This window comes from Mucilaginibacter gossypii, from assembly GCF_900100945.1.
GTDB lineage: Bacteria > Bacteroidota > Bacteroidia > Sphingobacteriales > Sphingobacteriaceae > Mucilaginibacter > Mucilaginibacter gossypii.
This window is the reverse complement of the sequence record NZ_FNCG01000016.1, coordinates 163,432-177,187: the sequence shown is the minus strand read 5'-3', so window position 1 is coordinate 177,187 and position 13,756 is coordinate 163,432. Positions and strand designations below refer to the sequence as shown.

Sequence of the window (13,756 nt, the reverse complement as noted above, 5' to 3'; positions counted from 1 at the left end):
GGGTTCATTTGCAAGAAGATTAAGAGGCAGAAAAGGTCCGGCAATAGCTATTAAAGCAACGGCCAGAAAACTGGCCGCTCAATACTGGCGTTTAATTGTAAAAGGAGCCGACTTTGTGGAAAAAGGGCTGCAAGCCTATGAAAATATCATTAAGGAACAGAAACAAAGGCGATTAGAAAAACTCGCCTTTGAATTAAATAGGGAACTTGTACCTGCTTAAATTATTATGTCATGGGTAGCGATAGCGAGGAATCTTCTGCAGCATAAAAAGCCACTTTGCAGGGCGAAGAAGATCCTTCGTTCCTCAGGATGACAAAAGGCAAAATATATTAACTCCAAATCCGAACGCGATTTCCTATTGCTCCATGATATGTTTCTTGATAAACTCAATGGTTGATTCGGGCAGGGAATTGCCGCTGGCCTGGGTAAGGCTGCCGTCGGGCTGTAACTCCAGCTCGGCGTTGATATTATTATCAATAAAAACATGCAGCTTATTTTGTTCTTTCTCAACACGGCAGGTAAGCTCACGTTCTGAGTAGTTGATCAGGAATTCGTACTTTCCATCTTTTGCGGCCGGGGTGGTATCTTTTTGATCGATCATAGCGGTTTGTTTATTGAAATAACACGCCACTATAGATGATGTTTACTTTATCGATAAATAAAACAGCTGTTTAAACATGCTTTAAAAAGAGGCAGAAAAAAAAGAGATAGCCCGCCGGCTGTCTCTTTTTTAAATTTAAGTTGACTGACCTCATTATTTATCATAAAGAACTAATTGGTTAGATCGATAATAACAATTAGTCAAATATAAGCACTATAGAATTAGTAGACTAATTTTTTTGATAAAAAATATAACTTTTTTTTCATTTAGGGTCAGTTTTTCTTAACAGATGGCGTTTTGTTAACAATACTGTCCTTTTTCTGCCCATTTCCGGGTAGTTTTGGTGCAAAATTTCTGATTATCGTATCCTTTTTAAATTTTATCGCATTATTCTTCCCAGTATCAACTTTTAGGGTACTATCCTGCATGTTTTTTAGTCCAGGCCCCTTCAGGCTATCAGTTTTGAGATTGGCACCCGGCTTAGCAGTTCCGGGTTTAGCAGGAGCATTTTTTGCCGGCGATTTGGTGGTCGCTGCCTTTTTACTGCGCTTTTTAATGATGTCTTCTTTGGATGCCGGCCGCTCTTTAGGTTTCCACAAAAAGCCTTTCAGGATCTTATCATCTTCTTTAACCTTTTCAATAGGGATGTACCTGTTTTCGGGTTTGGTTAAAAAGTAGATATCTGTAGCCTGGTTCTTTTTAAAAACGGTACGGATCCTGCTGCTCAACGATCGTTGCATACCCGACACCTTACCGCTGTCGCGCTGAAAATATATGGTTTCGGCATTGCCAAACGTATACATCTGATCAAGCTTATCATCTTTAAAATATCCCCGCATTTTTTTACCCGATACCTGGTTAAAATGCGTTGAATCATCCTTTTCAATATTCACAATAAATGCCGACGGGAACAACTCGATGTTATCCAGCTTTTTATGTCGCATTTGCATGTAAACGGTATCGCCGCTTAGCTGCGAACCCTGTGACCAGATAATAGGGTTCACATACATGCGCATGGTAGAGTCGCTGTTACTATAAAATACCGAATCGGATTTAGCCTGCAGATCAGATTTAAAGATCTTGACATGATGATGGCCGATAAGCATCCGCACGCGTGCCGTATCTTTCAAATTAACCGGGTATTGTTTAAAAACCGGGTCACGCTGCATCTGTTCACGGGCTATGCTATCCTGTTTTGCTTTTCTAATAGCGGCAAGTGCATCCTTTTTACGCTGCAATGAATCATTCACCGGCTTAGGCTTTCCAAAAAAGTCGCGGTGAAAGTAGCTGGTATCTTTAGGTACCTTTATATAATAGGCAGTAAGAAACTTTGAGTTTTTTTTATCAGCCGCCACCTTGCGCTGCTTTAGTGTAGTATCACGCAAAGTACGCTGGCGCTCCTGGTAAATTTTCTGGTTTTTATAAGTCATGATCTGCGTTTCAATGGTGTCTGCAGTCATGTATATCGAATCGCGTTTGATGTGGCTGGTATCTTTTGGCGCTACCGCCGCTTTTACAGGTATAAGCTTTCCTGTTACTTTAGCAACACCTGGCTTAATAGCATCGGCCACACCCGCCAGGCTACCTATGTTTTTTATGCCGACTTTGTCCTTATTATTTTTTAATGCCGGAGCAGCCGCCTTCAGCGCCGAATCAATCAGCTTTTCGTTCCCTTTTTTTGATTGCGTTGCTGCTTTTATCAAAGCATCGGCATCTTTATTGTTTTGTAAAGCGCCCTGCACCAGTTTAGTTGCCATATCAACATTGGCACTGTCTTTTTTTCCTATGGCAAATGGCTGCTTAATGGGCATGGTATTGGCCGGGGCCTTATGGCTGCTGTCGGGCTTTATGGCACCGGCAATCTTAGTAAGATCGGTTATGTTTTTGGCTGATACTTTTGCATTCTTATTATTTACGGCGGGTAATTGCTTAACCGCGGTATCGGTTTTACTGGTATCCTTTTGCTCGGATATCAATACAACGTAAGCATTTTCAGTAACAACGGTTTTTTCCTCGGCTCTGTAATAAGTACCAAGGTCTCCTTTAATAGTTACCTTTTGTTCCCTGTCTTCAAAGGTGATGTTTTTTACCGCGCGGCCATAACCTTTTAGCTTATCATAAAAAAGGCTGTCGCCTTTTAGTGATTTGGTGCCTTGCCTGTATGAGTTTTTCTTTCCAAAGTAAGCCTGTTCCGTAACGGTATTATATAAACCATTTTCGGTATACAAGGTATCCTTATCCTTGGTGCCGTAAATATTGGTTGGTCCGAAAAAATAGGCTATCCGTGTACCTGTATTGTACTTAAGGGTATCGGTTTTTATCAAAGCATCGGGTGTGGTAAGTACCACATCGTACCTGAAATAGGAGTCGCGGGTGAAGGCAAAGTAATAGCCGTTTTTACTGGTAAGCACATTGTCTTTATTCACCAGCTTTCCGCCACCTGTGTAAGTACCTATGCGACTGGCGGTATTGTAGGTAAGATAGTTGGTAGTTAGCGTAGCATCGCGGTCGACCATTTTAACATTATCTGTTAAGATGGCAATTTTTGTATTTCCGTTATAATTCAGCTTATCCGAAAATATATTCAGTGTATCGCCCTGGTTTATATTTACGTTGCCAAAAGCGTCAAACGCGTTTTCGTTGGGATAAAAGTATGCACTATCCGACCGTAGGATGGAGTAATCCTGCTTAAACACGCCTTTATAAACCTTGAACATCTGCTTGCCATTGATTTTTCCGCCGGTGCTTCGTTCAGATTGTATCAGGTTTACAATTGATTTTTTTTGAGCCATAGCTGCAGTTGCCATCGCCAAAAACAAAAAGCATAAAACATATTTCCTCACAGTGGCAAAATTAGTTTTTTGTTGGGGTTATTAAATTAATAATTTTGATGAATGCTGCCAGTTAATCAGTTTGTTAATTTTATTGAGCAAAACAGCTTATTTACGCCCGCTGCCAAAATACTGGCGGCTGTAAGCGGCGGCATCGATTCGGTTTTAATGGTGCACCTGCTCAAAGCTGCCGGTTATGATTTTGGCATCGCCCATTGTAATTTCCAGCTGCGTGGCGACGAAGCCCTGCGCGACCAGACTTTTTGCCGCAACCTCGCTACAACTCTTGGTGTACCATTTCATACTGTTAATTTTGATACGGAGCAATACGCTGCAGACAACAAGGTATCCATACAAATGGCTGCCCGCGATTTACGTTATCAGTGGTTTGAAACCATCAATCAGCAATCAGGTTATGAGGTTGTTGCGCTTGCTCACCACCAAAACGATACTATCGAAACAATATTGTTAAACCTTACACGTGGCACCGGAATTGCCGGTTTGCATGGCATTTTACCCAAAAACGGTAAACTGGTGCGCCCGCTGATGTTCCTCAGCCGTTTGGAAATACAGACCATGGTTAGTGCCGAAGGTTTAACTTTTGTTGAAGACAGTTCCAATGCTTCGGCAAAATATGCCCGAAATAAGATCAGGCTGGAGGTTGTGCCAAAGCTTAAAGAATTGAACCCATCGCTCGAAAAAACGTTTGAAAGCAACCTGCTCCATTTCCGAGACCTGGAATTGTTGCTTGAGATCAGGCTTGATGAGTTAAGGCAAACCTTGTTGCAAATACATGATGGCATCATTTACCTGCGCATAGCCGAAGTAAAAAAACTTAAGCCAAAAAGGTTGCTTCTTTTTAAATTGCTAAATGAATACGGTTTTAATGAAGCTACCATTGATGACCTCATTGCCTCGCTCGATAAACACTCGGGCCGGATATTTGAATCAGGAACACACACTTTATTGCTCGATCGCGATAATATTATCCTTAAGCCAAAAACTACTGTGCTACCTGCCGAAGTTATTATCAACGCTACAGACCATGAAGCAAATTTTGGCGTTTATAAGCTTAACTTGTTACATGACGATAGCCCGTTGATTATAAAGAACAATCCGCTGGCAGTATCTATTGATGCTGATAAGCTGGTTTACCCGTTAAAAATACGTGCATGGTACGAGGGAGATCATTTTTTTCCTCTTGGGATGAAAGGCAAAAAGAAATTGAGCGATTTTTTCATTAACCAGAAAGTGCCGCTGTACCAAAAGGAAGAAATCCCAATCCTGGTAAACGGCAACGGTGAAATTATGTGGATTGGCGGCTATCGCCCCGACGAAAGGTATAAAGTGAGTGATAACACTAAAAAAGTTACTATCTTCGAACTGTTTAAACTAACATGAGCGATAAATCCGTTTTTACTGAAAAGCAATACCTTGGCCGGGAATTTATACCGCTAACCATACGCCTGGTTTTAGCCATGTTTTGTTTTGCAGCCTATTTCTTCACCGACGAACGTGAGCGTAACGGCGATTTGCTGGTTGTTGTGGGCTTTTCCATCATCATTATTTCCATTATCCTGGGGTTCCTGCTGCATTTCCGCACCCGTGTTGAAAACAAAAGCGTTATGCTTGACGGCTTGTGGACAACCAAACTGGTAAAAATAGATTTGAACAGTATTGTTAAAGCCGAAAAAGGCACCTACAGCCGCTACATGTTCAACAATCCGGTTTATAACCTGCATACCAAAGGCACCATCCGCTTTTTCACATCAGGCAATGAAGCCATCCACCTTACAGATCGTGACGGTCTGCTTTATATTATCGGCTCCAAACATCCTAATGAATTTTTGAGGGCGATAAAAGAAGAGATGAAGAAGTAAATTTATTACATCTCCCATTGTTATATAATACAATCAATTTTTTATTAGAGTAGATCAGCGCGATATTTAGTCAAATAACAAACTTTTACCTGGTGCGTATCAAATCCTTCAACTCATCAACAAAACCGGGCTCTGTGGGCTGATAAAAGTTTGATGATATTATTTTTAAGTTATCCAAAATCACATATCGCGGAATAGATGATATATTTAACTGGCGCACAATAGCTGATTTAGTGGCCGCATTAAGGTGATAATTGTTTATTCCAAGGTGTTTTTTTTCGGCCAGGGATGCTGTTTTCCAGGATACTTCTTTTTGATCGAGATTAATTGAAATTACCTCAACAGCGTTTTTTCTCAACGCAGATCTTAAACTATCCATCACCGGCAACTGGGCCCTGCACGGCGAGCACCAACTTGCCCAAAAATCCAATATGTAAAACTGTTTCTTTGATTTAAGCAGATTATTTAATGATACTTTTTTTCCGTTTAAACCAATTAACATATCGTTTGCTATAAGCTGTTTGCCATCCAACATGTTTCTCATAATGTTGTCGAGATGTATCGAATAGCTTGTATTAGCCATCTTTCTCCTGTAGTCCTTCATTATTTCGTTAAATCCATTACCTTTTTTTACCGGAGAATGAGTTAAACAAATAAGAAGATAGCTGGATTTAAACCTGCCCAAATTAGCTGCCGATGCTTCTTTATATATGGTAATGCCATTAACATAGTCCCCACCTTTGTTAATGATTTTGAGCCTGACGTAGCCGTCAATCACACTCAATAAATCTTCGGCCAAAAATAGGTGTGGGCTATTTAAAACATGCTCGATATCCTCACTCAACTTTGAAAGTACAGGTAAAGCAGGCTCAAAGTATTGGCCATTACCCTCATAAAGCCAATTAAACAACCGTTTGTAATAATGAAGTTTACAGTTGATTGTCAGTTGCTCAAATGCTGATGAATCTATTTGAAAATTAGCCAAAAGGCCATTGATCCTATCCGTTTCTTCTCGAAATTTTCTATTAAATTCTGTATAAAAAGATTCCCAAAGTTCATTCTTGGAGGATACTGCTTTGCCGCCGGGCGCAGTAGTATAGTTGGTATAATATGAAATAGAATCGTTGGATAATACAATTCTTTTTTTTAATCTTTCTGTATTCAGAAATCCCTGGCTTGTTAATGATAAATTCAATGTATCTCCAGGCGATGCAAGTACTGAAAACTTTCTTTCTTTCGTGCTTTTATCTTTTCCAAACTCAAAAAAAGTCATTGTTAAGGCAACAGGAATATTGGTTGTTACATTACGTATAATTACAGTATCCTTTTCCCCGGGATTGATAAATTTAAGTTGTTTTGCCTCCAAAAATGCGTTCATATATTCGAGCCTGAACTGCTCATGGGCTTTAAGCCGGAATAGAATCGTTGCTTTAGAGCCGTTTTCCGTTGCTTGACTATGAATTGATTTGTGCTGATCAGGCCGAAACGCGGCAAAGAGCTGAATACATATTACAGATAGTAATATCTGGTAAAAAATTGGTTTAAGGTTCATAGATAAGGCTTATATCGGGTTATAAATCAAATATAAAGAGATTATTATAACGCTCACAGCCTCTTAGGATATATAATACATGAATATTTTACTACTCACTCTCCATCACCTTCATCAATTCCTCAATAAATAAAATAGCCGCACGTTTACGGTAAACTCCTTTTTGCCACAGGATATATGATTGCCGTTTGATATCTTTTGATTCGATGGGAATGGCGGCCACTTTATTCCAGCCGATGATGGCTTTTTCATTCAGGATAGTTGCCCAATGGCCGCTCTCAACCAAAGCCAGCAATGAATGCACATCATTGAGCTCAATTTTTATATTGGGCACTATCTTTTTGCGGTTAAACAAATCATTAATAAAATCGCGCGAGCTGAAGCCTTTTCCCGGTAGGATGAGATCAAGTTTGGCCAGCTCTTCCGGGCTTACTTTCTTGAGTTGGGTCAGCGGATTATTTTTAGATACCACCATTACCACGCTCGAACTAAACAATTCCTGCATTTCCAGGTCTTCGTCATCACTTTCATTGTGGAAAGCGAGGATCATATCCAGCTCGGCCAGTCGTAGTTTTTTTTCCAATTCTTCCGGGCTACCATAGGTAATAAAGATTTTGATGCCGGGGTATTTGGTACTGAACGGAGCCAATGCGGGCAACAATAAAGAAGTAAATGCATATGAAACGCCGATGTTAAGCTCGCCGATGGTAGCATTTTGCAATTCACTTATGGCCTGCTTGCTCCGCTGCACATCGTTAAGGATCTTGCGGGCATGAGTTAAAAATATATGACCAGCCTCAGTGATCCGTACGTGCTTGCCTATCCTGTCGAACAAAAGCATGCCCAGCTCCTCTTCAAGCTGCTTTATTTGTTGTGATAGCGTGCTTTGTGTAATGAATACCGCAGCAGCAGCCTCGGTAAAGTTCATGGTTTCGGCAGCCTTAACAAAGTATTGCAGTTGACGTAATTCCACAATCAATCGTTTTTATCTATCAATCCTATTAAAACAATCTATTTTACAAATGTATTGATATGGGCGATATTTGCAGCATAAAACAATTCAATAGTCTTGCATTAAGTACTCCCCTGAATTTGCTTTTGTTATGAATTGAACAAATGAATGTGTTTCGCTCTTTAAAGTACCGTAATTTTAAGCTGTTTTTTTACGGTCAGTCAATATCCCTCATTGGCACATGGATGCAAAAAACAGCAGTGAGCTGGCTTGTTTACCGCCTTACAGGTTCGGCACTTTTATTAGGAATTGTGAGTTTTGTGAGCCTTATTCCATCGCTAATCCTAGCACCCTATGCAGGTAGTATTGTTGACAGGCATAACCGTTACCGCATTTTAGTTATTACCCAGGTAGTATCCATGCTTCAAGCCGGTGCTTTTGCTTTCATGATCTTCTTTAAAATCTATAATATCCCAGCTATTATTGGCCTCAGCCTGTTGCAAGGTATTGTAAATGCCTTCGATGTAACCTGCCGCCAATCATTAATGGTGGATATGGTTGATGACAAGGCTGATTTGCCTAATGCCATCGCTTTAAACTCAACCATGACCAACCTGGCGCGTATTGCAGGCCCGGCAATTGCAGGTATCGTATTAAGTGCTTTTGGTGAGGATGTTTGTTTCTTCGGCAACTTTTTGAGCTATATCCCTGTGCTCACCTGTTTATTTATGATGAAGCTAAACACCATAGTGCCTGTCCGTTCGGAAAAAAGCATCTGGACAGAATTACAGGAAGGTTTCAGATACGTATCCGGCGACAGCGACCTGAGCAGTATGATCCTGATGCTTACTGCAAGCAGCCTGTTTGTGATACCATTTAATACACTAATGCCAATCTTCGCCAAAGATCTTTTTAACGGCGATGCAAAAACCTTCAGCTGGTTTGAGAGCGCAGCTGGTTTAGGCTCGGTAATTAGTGCGGTATATCTGGCTAACCTGAAGAGTAATAAAAACCTGGTAAAGATCATGTCGATAGCAAGTCTCATTTTTGGTACAAGCGTGCTGATGGTGGCCTATGCAGGCAAACTCCCTTTTGCTTTAATATTTATGGTATTTACCGGCGTTGGTATGATGGCGCAAACATCGGCCATCAACACCTATATCCAAACCCATGCTATCCCGGCTATGCGGGCAAGGGCTATCAGCTATTATGTGATGGCTTACCAGGGCATGATTCCGGTGGGAAGTTTGATGGCCGGTTGGTCAGCCAATGAGCTTGGGCCGCGCAGGGCTGTTTGTATCGAGGGAATTATTGGGGTATTGGCCACTGCATTGTTTGTATTATATAAAAGAAGACAGGCAGCAGGTGAAGCCGTTGAAGGCAAAGCAGTGTTCGTTAAGTAAATCTATTTCATCTACCTGTTTAAATAAAGAAGCCCTTTCAAGTTTTGGAAGGGCTTTGTTATTCTCTATAGAACGTCAATGACGATTTTATTTGTCTTTGAGACCTACATCTTCAAACCAATCTCCCTCAAGCGTTCATCCAGATACTCACCGGCAGTGATATCAGTATATAATTTAGGATGCTGTTCATCAATGCACGAATCAAGACTGGTCAGATCCATGTTCGATTTTGGGTGCAGGAAAAACGGCACGGAAAAACGGGAGAACTTCATCAGCTCACGCGGTGGGTTTACTACGCGATGGGTGGTTGATTTTAACTTGTTATTGGTTAAACGCTGCAGCATGTCGCCAACGTTAACTACCAGGTCTTCACCATAAGCTTTAACCGGGAACCAGGTATTATCGCGGGTTAACAGTTCAAGGCCATCGGCGCTGGCTCCTATTAACAGGGTGATCAGGTTAATATCTTCGTGGGCTCCGGCACGTACAGCATCATCGGGCACCGAATCAGGATCGGTTATAGGGAAATAATGCAGGGTGCGAAGTATTGAATTACCGTTATGAACTTTATCATCAAAATAGTTTTCGGGCAATTCGAGGTAAACGGCAATTGCGCGGAGTAAATGTTTACCAGCTGCTTCCAGTTTTTTGTAAACTTCGATGGTGGTTGGGTTAAATTCGGGCAGTTCATTAACGGTTACATTATCCGGGTACTGTGCTTTCAGTACCTCGTCATCAGTTACGGTTTGGCCAATTTGCCAAAATTCTTTCAGGTCGGGGGTTTTAAAACCTTTTGCCGTTTCCTTGCCTTTACCGGTGTACCCGCGCTGGCCTGCTAAGCCTGGGATTTCATATTGCTGTTTTACTGCATCGGGCAGGGCAAACAGCGTTTTAACCTGGTTGTAAAGCCTATCTATCAATTCTTTACTAAGACCGTGATTAGTAATGGTAACAAATCCTGTTTCGTTAAAAGCCTTGCCAATATCGTTCGAAAATTGCTTGCGTTCATCGGCACTGCCGTTTATATAGGTATTCAGGTCCAGGCGTGGAATGTTTACTGTGCTCATAGTTATCGTTTATAAAACAGGTAGCAAAATTATTTAATTTTTAAGCGAGGAATACAAGATAGTGATAAAATTTTATCCCCATAATTACGCTGACCCTGTTCTCATTAACTCTTTAAAACAATTTTTGCTTTAAACGTTTTATACTTCTGCTTGTCATACATTCAGCAACACCAATGTGACAGGCCATCTTAAACATACATTATTATGAAATTTATTAATAAAATATGCGGTATTAGCTTAATAGCATTTTTAATAATGCTTGCCGCACCAAACATGAGTAAAGCCCAGGAAGGAGGCTATGTATCCGACCAGGAGTTTTACGACGAACTTGATCCATACGGTACCTGGGTTAACGACCCGCAATACGGTAACGTTTGGATCCCGGACGCCGGTGACAATTTCAGGCCATATGCTACCCGGGGCCACTGGGTAGTAACCGACTATGGCAATACCTGGGTATCCGATTATGAATGGGGCTGGGCTCCGTTTCATTATGGCCGTTGGCGCTATGATGATTATTATGGATGGGAATGGATTCCAGGCCATGAATGGGCCCCGGCATGGGTAAGCTGGAGGCACGGCGGCGGTTATTACGGCTGGGCGCCTTTACAGCCAGGTATAAGTATCAATATCTCTTTTGGCAATAGTTACAATGTGCCCGACAATTACTGGGTTTGCGCACCACAGGCATATATTACCAGGCCGAATATCTATAATTATTATGTGCCGCAAACACGAGTAGTTAACATTATTCATCAAACAACAATTATTAACAACACTTATGTTAATAACAACCGTACTTATATAACCGGCCCAAGAGTAAATGAGATCAGGCAGGTTACTAACAACCGTAACGTGCGTGTTTACAACATTAACAACGTTAACCGGCCAAACGGCGGCGGCAGGATAGTTAATAATACAGTAAACATTTACCGTCCGGAAGTAAGAAAAGCACCCGATGCACGACCTGCAAGGGTGGTAAACGCTGCGGCTTACAGGCAGCAAAACCCTAATGATGGCATCGCCAACAGACGCGGCGGTAACGCTACTATCAACCCCAATAATGCGGCCCGTCTGCGTCAAATTGCCCGTAACGAAAGACCTGATAACAAAATAGTACAGGTTAACCATCCAGGCCCGGCAGCCCGGCCTAACCCGGAAAATGGAGCTCGCCCAAATCAGCCAAATGCAAGGCCAGGAGACAATCAAGCTCAGCGTCAGCAACAGGCTCAACAACGCCTGCAACAGCAACAAGCACAAAGGCAACAACAGCTTGATCAAAGACAAAATAATCAAACCCAACGCCAGCAGCAACAACAAGCCCAGCGTCAACAACAATTACAGCAAAGGCAGCAAGATCAACGGGTAAAAAGCGAGCAGCAGAACCGTCCGCAGTCCCAGCAGGAACAGCAAGCCCAAAGGCAACAACAAGTACAGCAAAGACAGCAGCAACAGCAAGCTCAAAGAGAGCAGCAGCTACAACAGCGCCAGCAGCAGGAACAGCAGCAGGCTCAACGTCAACAGCAGCAGCAACAACAACGTCAGCAACAAATGCAGGCCCAACGCCAGCAACAGGAACAACAGCGCCAGCAACAAATGCAGGCTCAACGTCAGCAGCAGGAACAGCAACGTCAGCAACAAATGCAGGCCCAACGTCAGCAGCAGGAACAACAGCGCCAGCAACAAATGCAGGCCCAACGTCAGCAGCAGGAACAACAGCGCCAGCAACAAATGCAGGCCCAACGTCAGCAACAGGAACAACAGCGCCAGCAACAAATGCAGGCCCAACGTCAGCAGCAGGAACAACAGCGCCAGCAACAAATGCAGGCCCAACGTCAGCAACAGGAACAACAGCGCCAGCAACAAATGCAGGCTCAACGTCAACAACAGGAACAGCAACGCCAGCAACAAATGCAGGCTCAACGTCAGCAGCAGGAGCAGCAACGCCAGCAACAACAACAGCGTCAGCAACAGCAACAACGCCAGCAGCAGGAAAGGCGACCTGCAAACCGGTAAAATAAATTTATAACCGCTGCAATAAACAGCACGTATAAAGCATTATATACGTGCTGTTTTTATTTATAATCGCTATTATTAACAATGAAGAAATTCCTGCATATTAATTATTTTATCATCGCACTTGTTATCGTACTCAGTTCCACCGTCAGGGCACAGGAAAACGTAAGCAAGTCATCAACCCAAATCAACTTTATTGAAAACTCCTGGACCGAAGCTCTAAAACAGGCTGCCCGTCAAAACAAATATATTTTTGTTGATGCTTATGCCACTTGGTGTGGCCCCTGCAAAATGCTCAAGGCTACCACATTTAAAAACAACAAAGTAGCCGATTTTTACAACGATAATTTTGTAAATGTAGCTATCGACATGGAAAAAGGACAAGGCCCTGCCCTGGCTGCTGAATGGGGACTGCAGGCCTACCCTACCATGATTATATTTACCAGCAAAGGCAAACCCGTATCAGGAACCGTAGGCTATATCAGGGCAAATGACCTCATTAAATTTGGCAGGCAGGCATTGAACAAATAATTGAATTTTAACTATAAAAAAGACCGGCGCTATAAGCAACCGGTCTTTTTTTTTAACTCAATTAACAACTTTATTTAGGTGTAGATAAAAGTACCTACTAATAAAGCCAACACCTGGTCCATAGATAATGGCTCGTCAAAAGCAGCGGTAGCAACAGCTACTGAAGTAGATGTGCCTGATACACCCGGCAATGTGGTGAGATTGACCCCGCCCTGGGTAACGTTTTGTTCGCCATCGTAATTTCCGTTAACCTGCGGCACACCGGTATCGTTGCCTAAAGTAGCGGTACTGGTGATCCACGGGGAAACGCCCAGCAACTGACGGATAGCCGATGCGTGACGGGCTTCAACGGCATGAATTGATAAAGCCGCCGTCAAAATATCTTTATTGCCCAGCAAGTTAGGCGCCTGGCCTTTATAAGCACGTACACCTGTATCTTCAAAAGCCAGCGCCACCTTCAAAAACAAGTTGTAATTGCCGAACAAACCTTTAAAGGGCCCCTCACCTGTGCCGCCGCCTGCTGTAAAGTCAAACTTGGGCGAAGTAACCGGCGTACCGCCCGAAGCTGTAATAGCTGATTTCAGGAAGGCCACGTGTTGGTTTTCGTCTTCTTTTACTGCGTTAATATAAGAGGCGCCTGCAGCAGGGATCAAACCTGCTGAGGCAGCACCTGTATTATAAAATGACGACTCAAGATATTCAAGTGTTAAAGCATAATTTAAAACCTCAATCACTGTTGGAGCAGCAGCAGCCCCGTACGCCTTTTTGAGCATGGTACCCATGGCAAACGGCACAGCGGCCATAGCCACTTTTGAACCGAAGCTGGTTATATTTTTGATAGCTGCACGACGCGGATTAAGCCTGTCGTTCAGTTCGGGATCAAATTTTTCTATCTCGTCTATTATATTAAATAAATTCATGGC

General features: G+C 42.5%; 11 protein-coding genes and 1 pseudogene. 6 read left to right on the top strand and 6 right to left on the bottom strand.

The window, feature by feature from the left end; translation table 11 throughout:
* Positions 1-220, top strand: a pseudogene (locus BLS28_RS31000) (IS110 family transposase); the annotation flags it as partial.
* A 135-nt stretch (positions 221-355) separates the two neighbouring features.
* Here BLS28_RS31000 and BLS28_RS24205 read toward each other — a convergent pair.
* Positions 356-601: a hypothetical protein gene (locus BLS28_RS24205; RefSeq protein ID WP_143020856.1), complete on the bottom strand. Its 246-nt coding sequence runs from the start codon at positions 599-601 to the stop codon at positions 356-358.
* Between the two features lie 272 nt (positions 602-873).
* Complete coding sequence (locus tag BLS28_RS24200; protein ID WP_091173614.1) at positions 874-3,408, bottom strand: OstA-like protein; 2,535 nt, start codon at positions 3,406-3,408, stop codon at positions 874-876.
* A gap of 87 nt (positions 3,409-3,495) precedes the next feature.
* On the opposite strand from BLS28_RS24200, the gene tilS reads away from it, so the two are divergent.
* Both tilS and BLS28_RS24190 read left to right on the top strand, forming a co-directional pair.
* Positions 3,496-4,833 carry a tRNA lysidine(34) synthetase TilS gene (tilS, locus tag BLS28_RS24195; protein ID WP_091173612.1) on the top strand — a complete coding sequence of 446 codons (1,338 nt, stop codon included), beginning with the start codon at positions 3,496-3,498 and terminating at the stop codon, positions 4,831-4,833.
* Positions 4,830-5,312, top strand: coding sequence for a hypothetical protein (locus BLS28_RS24190; RefSeq protein ID WP_091173610.1), 483 nt, complete (start codon positions 4,830-4,832; stop codon positions 5,310-5,312). Before tilS ends, BLS28_RS24190 begins: the two co-directional genes overlap by 4 nt.
* Positions 5,313-5,397: 85 nt before the next feature.
* On the opposite strand, the gene BLS28_RS24185 is transcribed toward BLS28_RS24190, so the two are convergent.
* Both BLS28_RS24185 and BLS28_RS24180 read right to left on the bottom strand, forming a co-directional pair.
* Positions 5,398-6,864, bottom strand: coding sequence for a TlpA family protein disulfide reductase (locus tag BLS28_RS24185; RefSeq protein ID WP_091173606.1), 1,467 nt, complete (start codon positions 6,862-6,864; stop codon positions 5,398-5,400).
* 91 nt (positions 6,865-6,955) lie between these two features.
* Positions 6,956-7,837: a LysR substrate-binding domain-containing protein gene (locus BLS28_RS24180; protein ID WP_091173660.1), complete on the bottom strand. Its 882-nt coding sequence runs from the start codon at positions 7,835-7,837 to the stop codon at positions 6,956-6,958.
* A gap of 143 nt (positions 7,838-7,980) precedes the next feature.
* Here BLS28_RS24180 and BLS28_RS24175 point away from each other — a divergent pair, with 143 nt between their 5' ends.
* Positions 7,981-9,219, top strand: coding sequence for an MFS transporter (locus BLS28_RS24175; RefSeq protein ID WP_176844552.1), 1,239 nt, complete (start codon positions 7,981-7,983; stop codon positions 9,217-9,219).
* A gap of 104 nt (positions 9,220-9,323) precedes the next feature.
* Here the strand turns inward: BLS28_RS24175 and BLS28_RS24170 are convergent, their stop codons facing one another.
* The gene (locus BLS28_RS24170; RefSeq protein ID WP_091173603.1) at positions 9,324-10,286 is read right to left on the bottom strand and encodes an isopenicillin N synthase family dioxygenase; all 963 of its coding nucleotides are present in this window, start codon (positions 10,284-10,286) and stop codon (positions 9,324-9,326) included.
* 204 nt (positions 10,287-10,490) lie between these two features.
* Here BLS28_RS24170 and BLS28_RS30995 point away from each other — a divergent pair, with 204 nt between their 5' ends.
* The gene (locus BLS28_RS30995; RefSeq protein ID WP_176844551.1) at positions 10,491-12,302 is read left to right on the top strand and encodes a DUF6600 domain-containing protein; all 1,812 of its coding nucleotides are present in this window, start codon (positions 10,491-10,493) and stop codon (positions 12,300-12,302) included.
* Between the two features lie 84 nt (positions 12,303-12,386).
* On the top strand, positions 12,387-12,833 hold the full coding sequence (locus tag BLS28_RS24145) for a thioredoxin family protein (RefSeq protein WP_091173590.1): 447 nt from the start codon (positions 12,387-12,389) through the stop codon (positions 12,831-12,833).
* Positions 12,834-12,907: 74 nt separating this feature from the next.
* Here BLS28_RS24145 and BLS28_RS24140 read toward each other — a convergent pair whose 3' ends face one another.
* A complete protein-coding gene (locus BLS28_RS24140) occupies positions 12,908-13,753 on the bottom strand; it encodes a ferritin-like domain-containing protein (RefSeq protein ID WP_091173587.1) in 846 nt (281 codons plus the stop codon).
* Positions 13,754-13,756 lie beyond the last annotated feature (3 nt).

Excerpts from the sequence above, each read along its gene's own strand:
- BLS28_RS24205 (WP_143020856.1), bottom strand. The coding sequence starts at position 601 with ATGATCGATCAAAAAGATACCACCCCGGCCGCAAAAGATGGAAAGTAC.
- BLS28_RS24200 (WP_091173614.1), bottom strand. The coding sequence starts at position 3,408 with ATGGCAACTGCAGCTATGGCTCAAAAAAAATCAATTGTAAACCTGATA.
- tilS (WP_091173612.1), top strand. The coding sequence starts at position 3,496 with ATGCTGCCAGTTAATCAGTTTGTTAATTTTATTGAGCAAAACAGCTTA.
- BLS28_RS24190 (WP_091173610.1), top strand. The coding sequence starts at position 4,830 with ATGAGCGATAAATCCGTTTTTACTGAAAAGCAATACCTTGGCCGGGAA.
- BLS28_RS24185 (WP_091173606.1), bottom strand. The coding sequence starts at position 6,864 with ATGAACCTTAAACCAATTTTTTACCAGATATTACTATCTGTAATATGT.
- BLS28_RS24175 (WP_176844552.1), top strand. The coding sequence starts at position 7,981 with ATGAATGTGTTTCGCTCTTTAAAGTACCGTAATTTTAAGCTGTTTTTT.
- BLS28_RS24170 (WP_091173603.1), bottom strand. The coding sequence starts at position 10,286 with ATGAGCACAGTAAACATTCCACGCCTGGACCTGAATACCTATATAAAC.
- BLS28_RS30995 (WP_176844551.1), top strand. The coding sequence starts at position 10,491 with ATGAAATTTATTAATAAAATATGCGGTATTAGCTTAATAGCATTTTTA.
- BLS28_RS24145 (WP_091173590.1), top strand. The coding sequence starts at position 12,387 with ATGAAGAAATTCCTGCATATTAATTATTTTATCATCGCACTTGTTATC.
- BLS28_RS24140 (WP_091173587.1), bottom strand. The coding sequence starts at position 13,753 with ATGAATTTATTTAATATAATAGACGAGATAGAAAAATTTGATCCCGAA.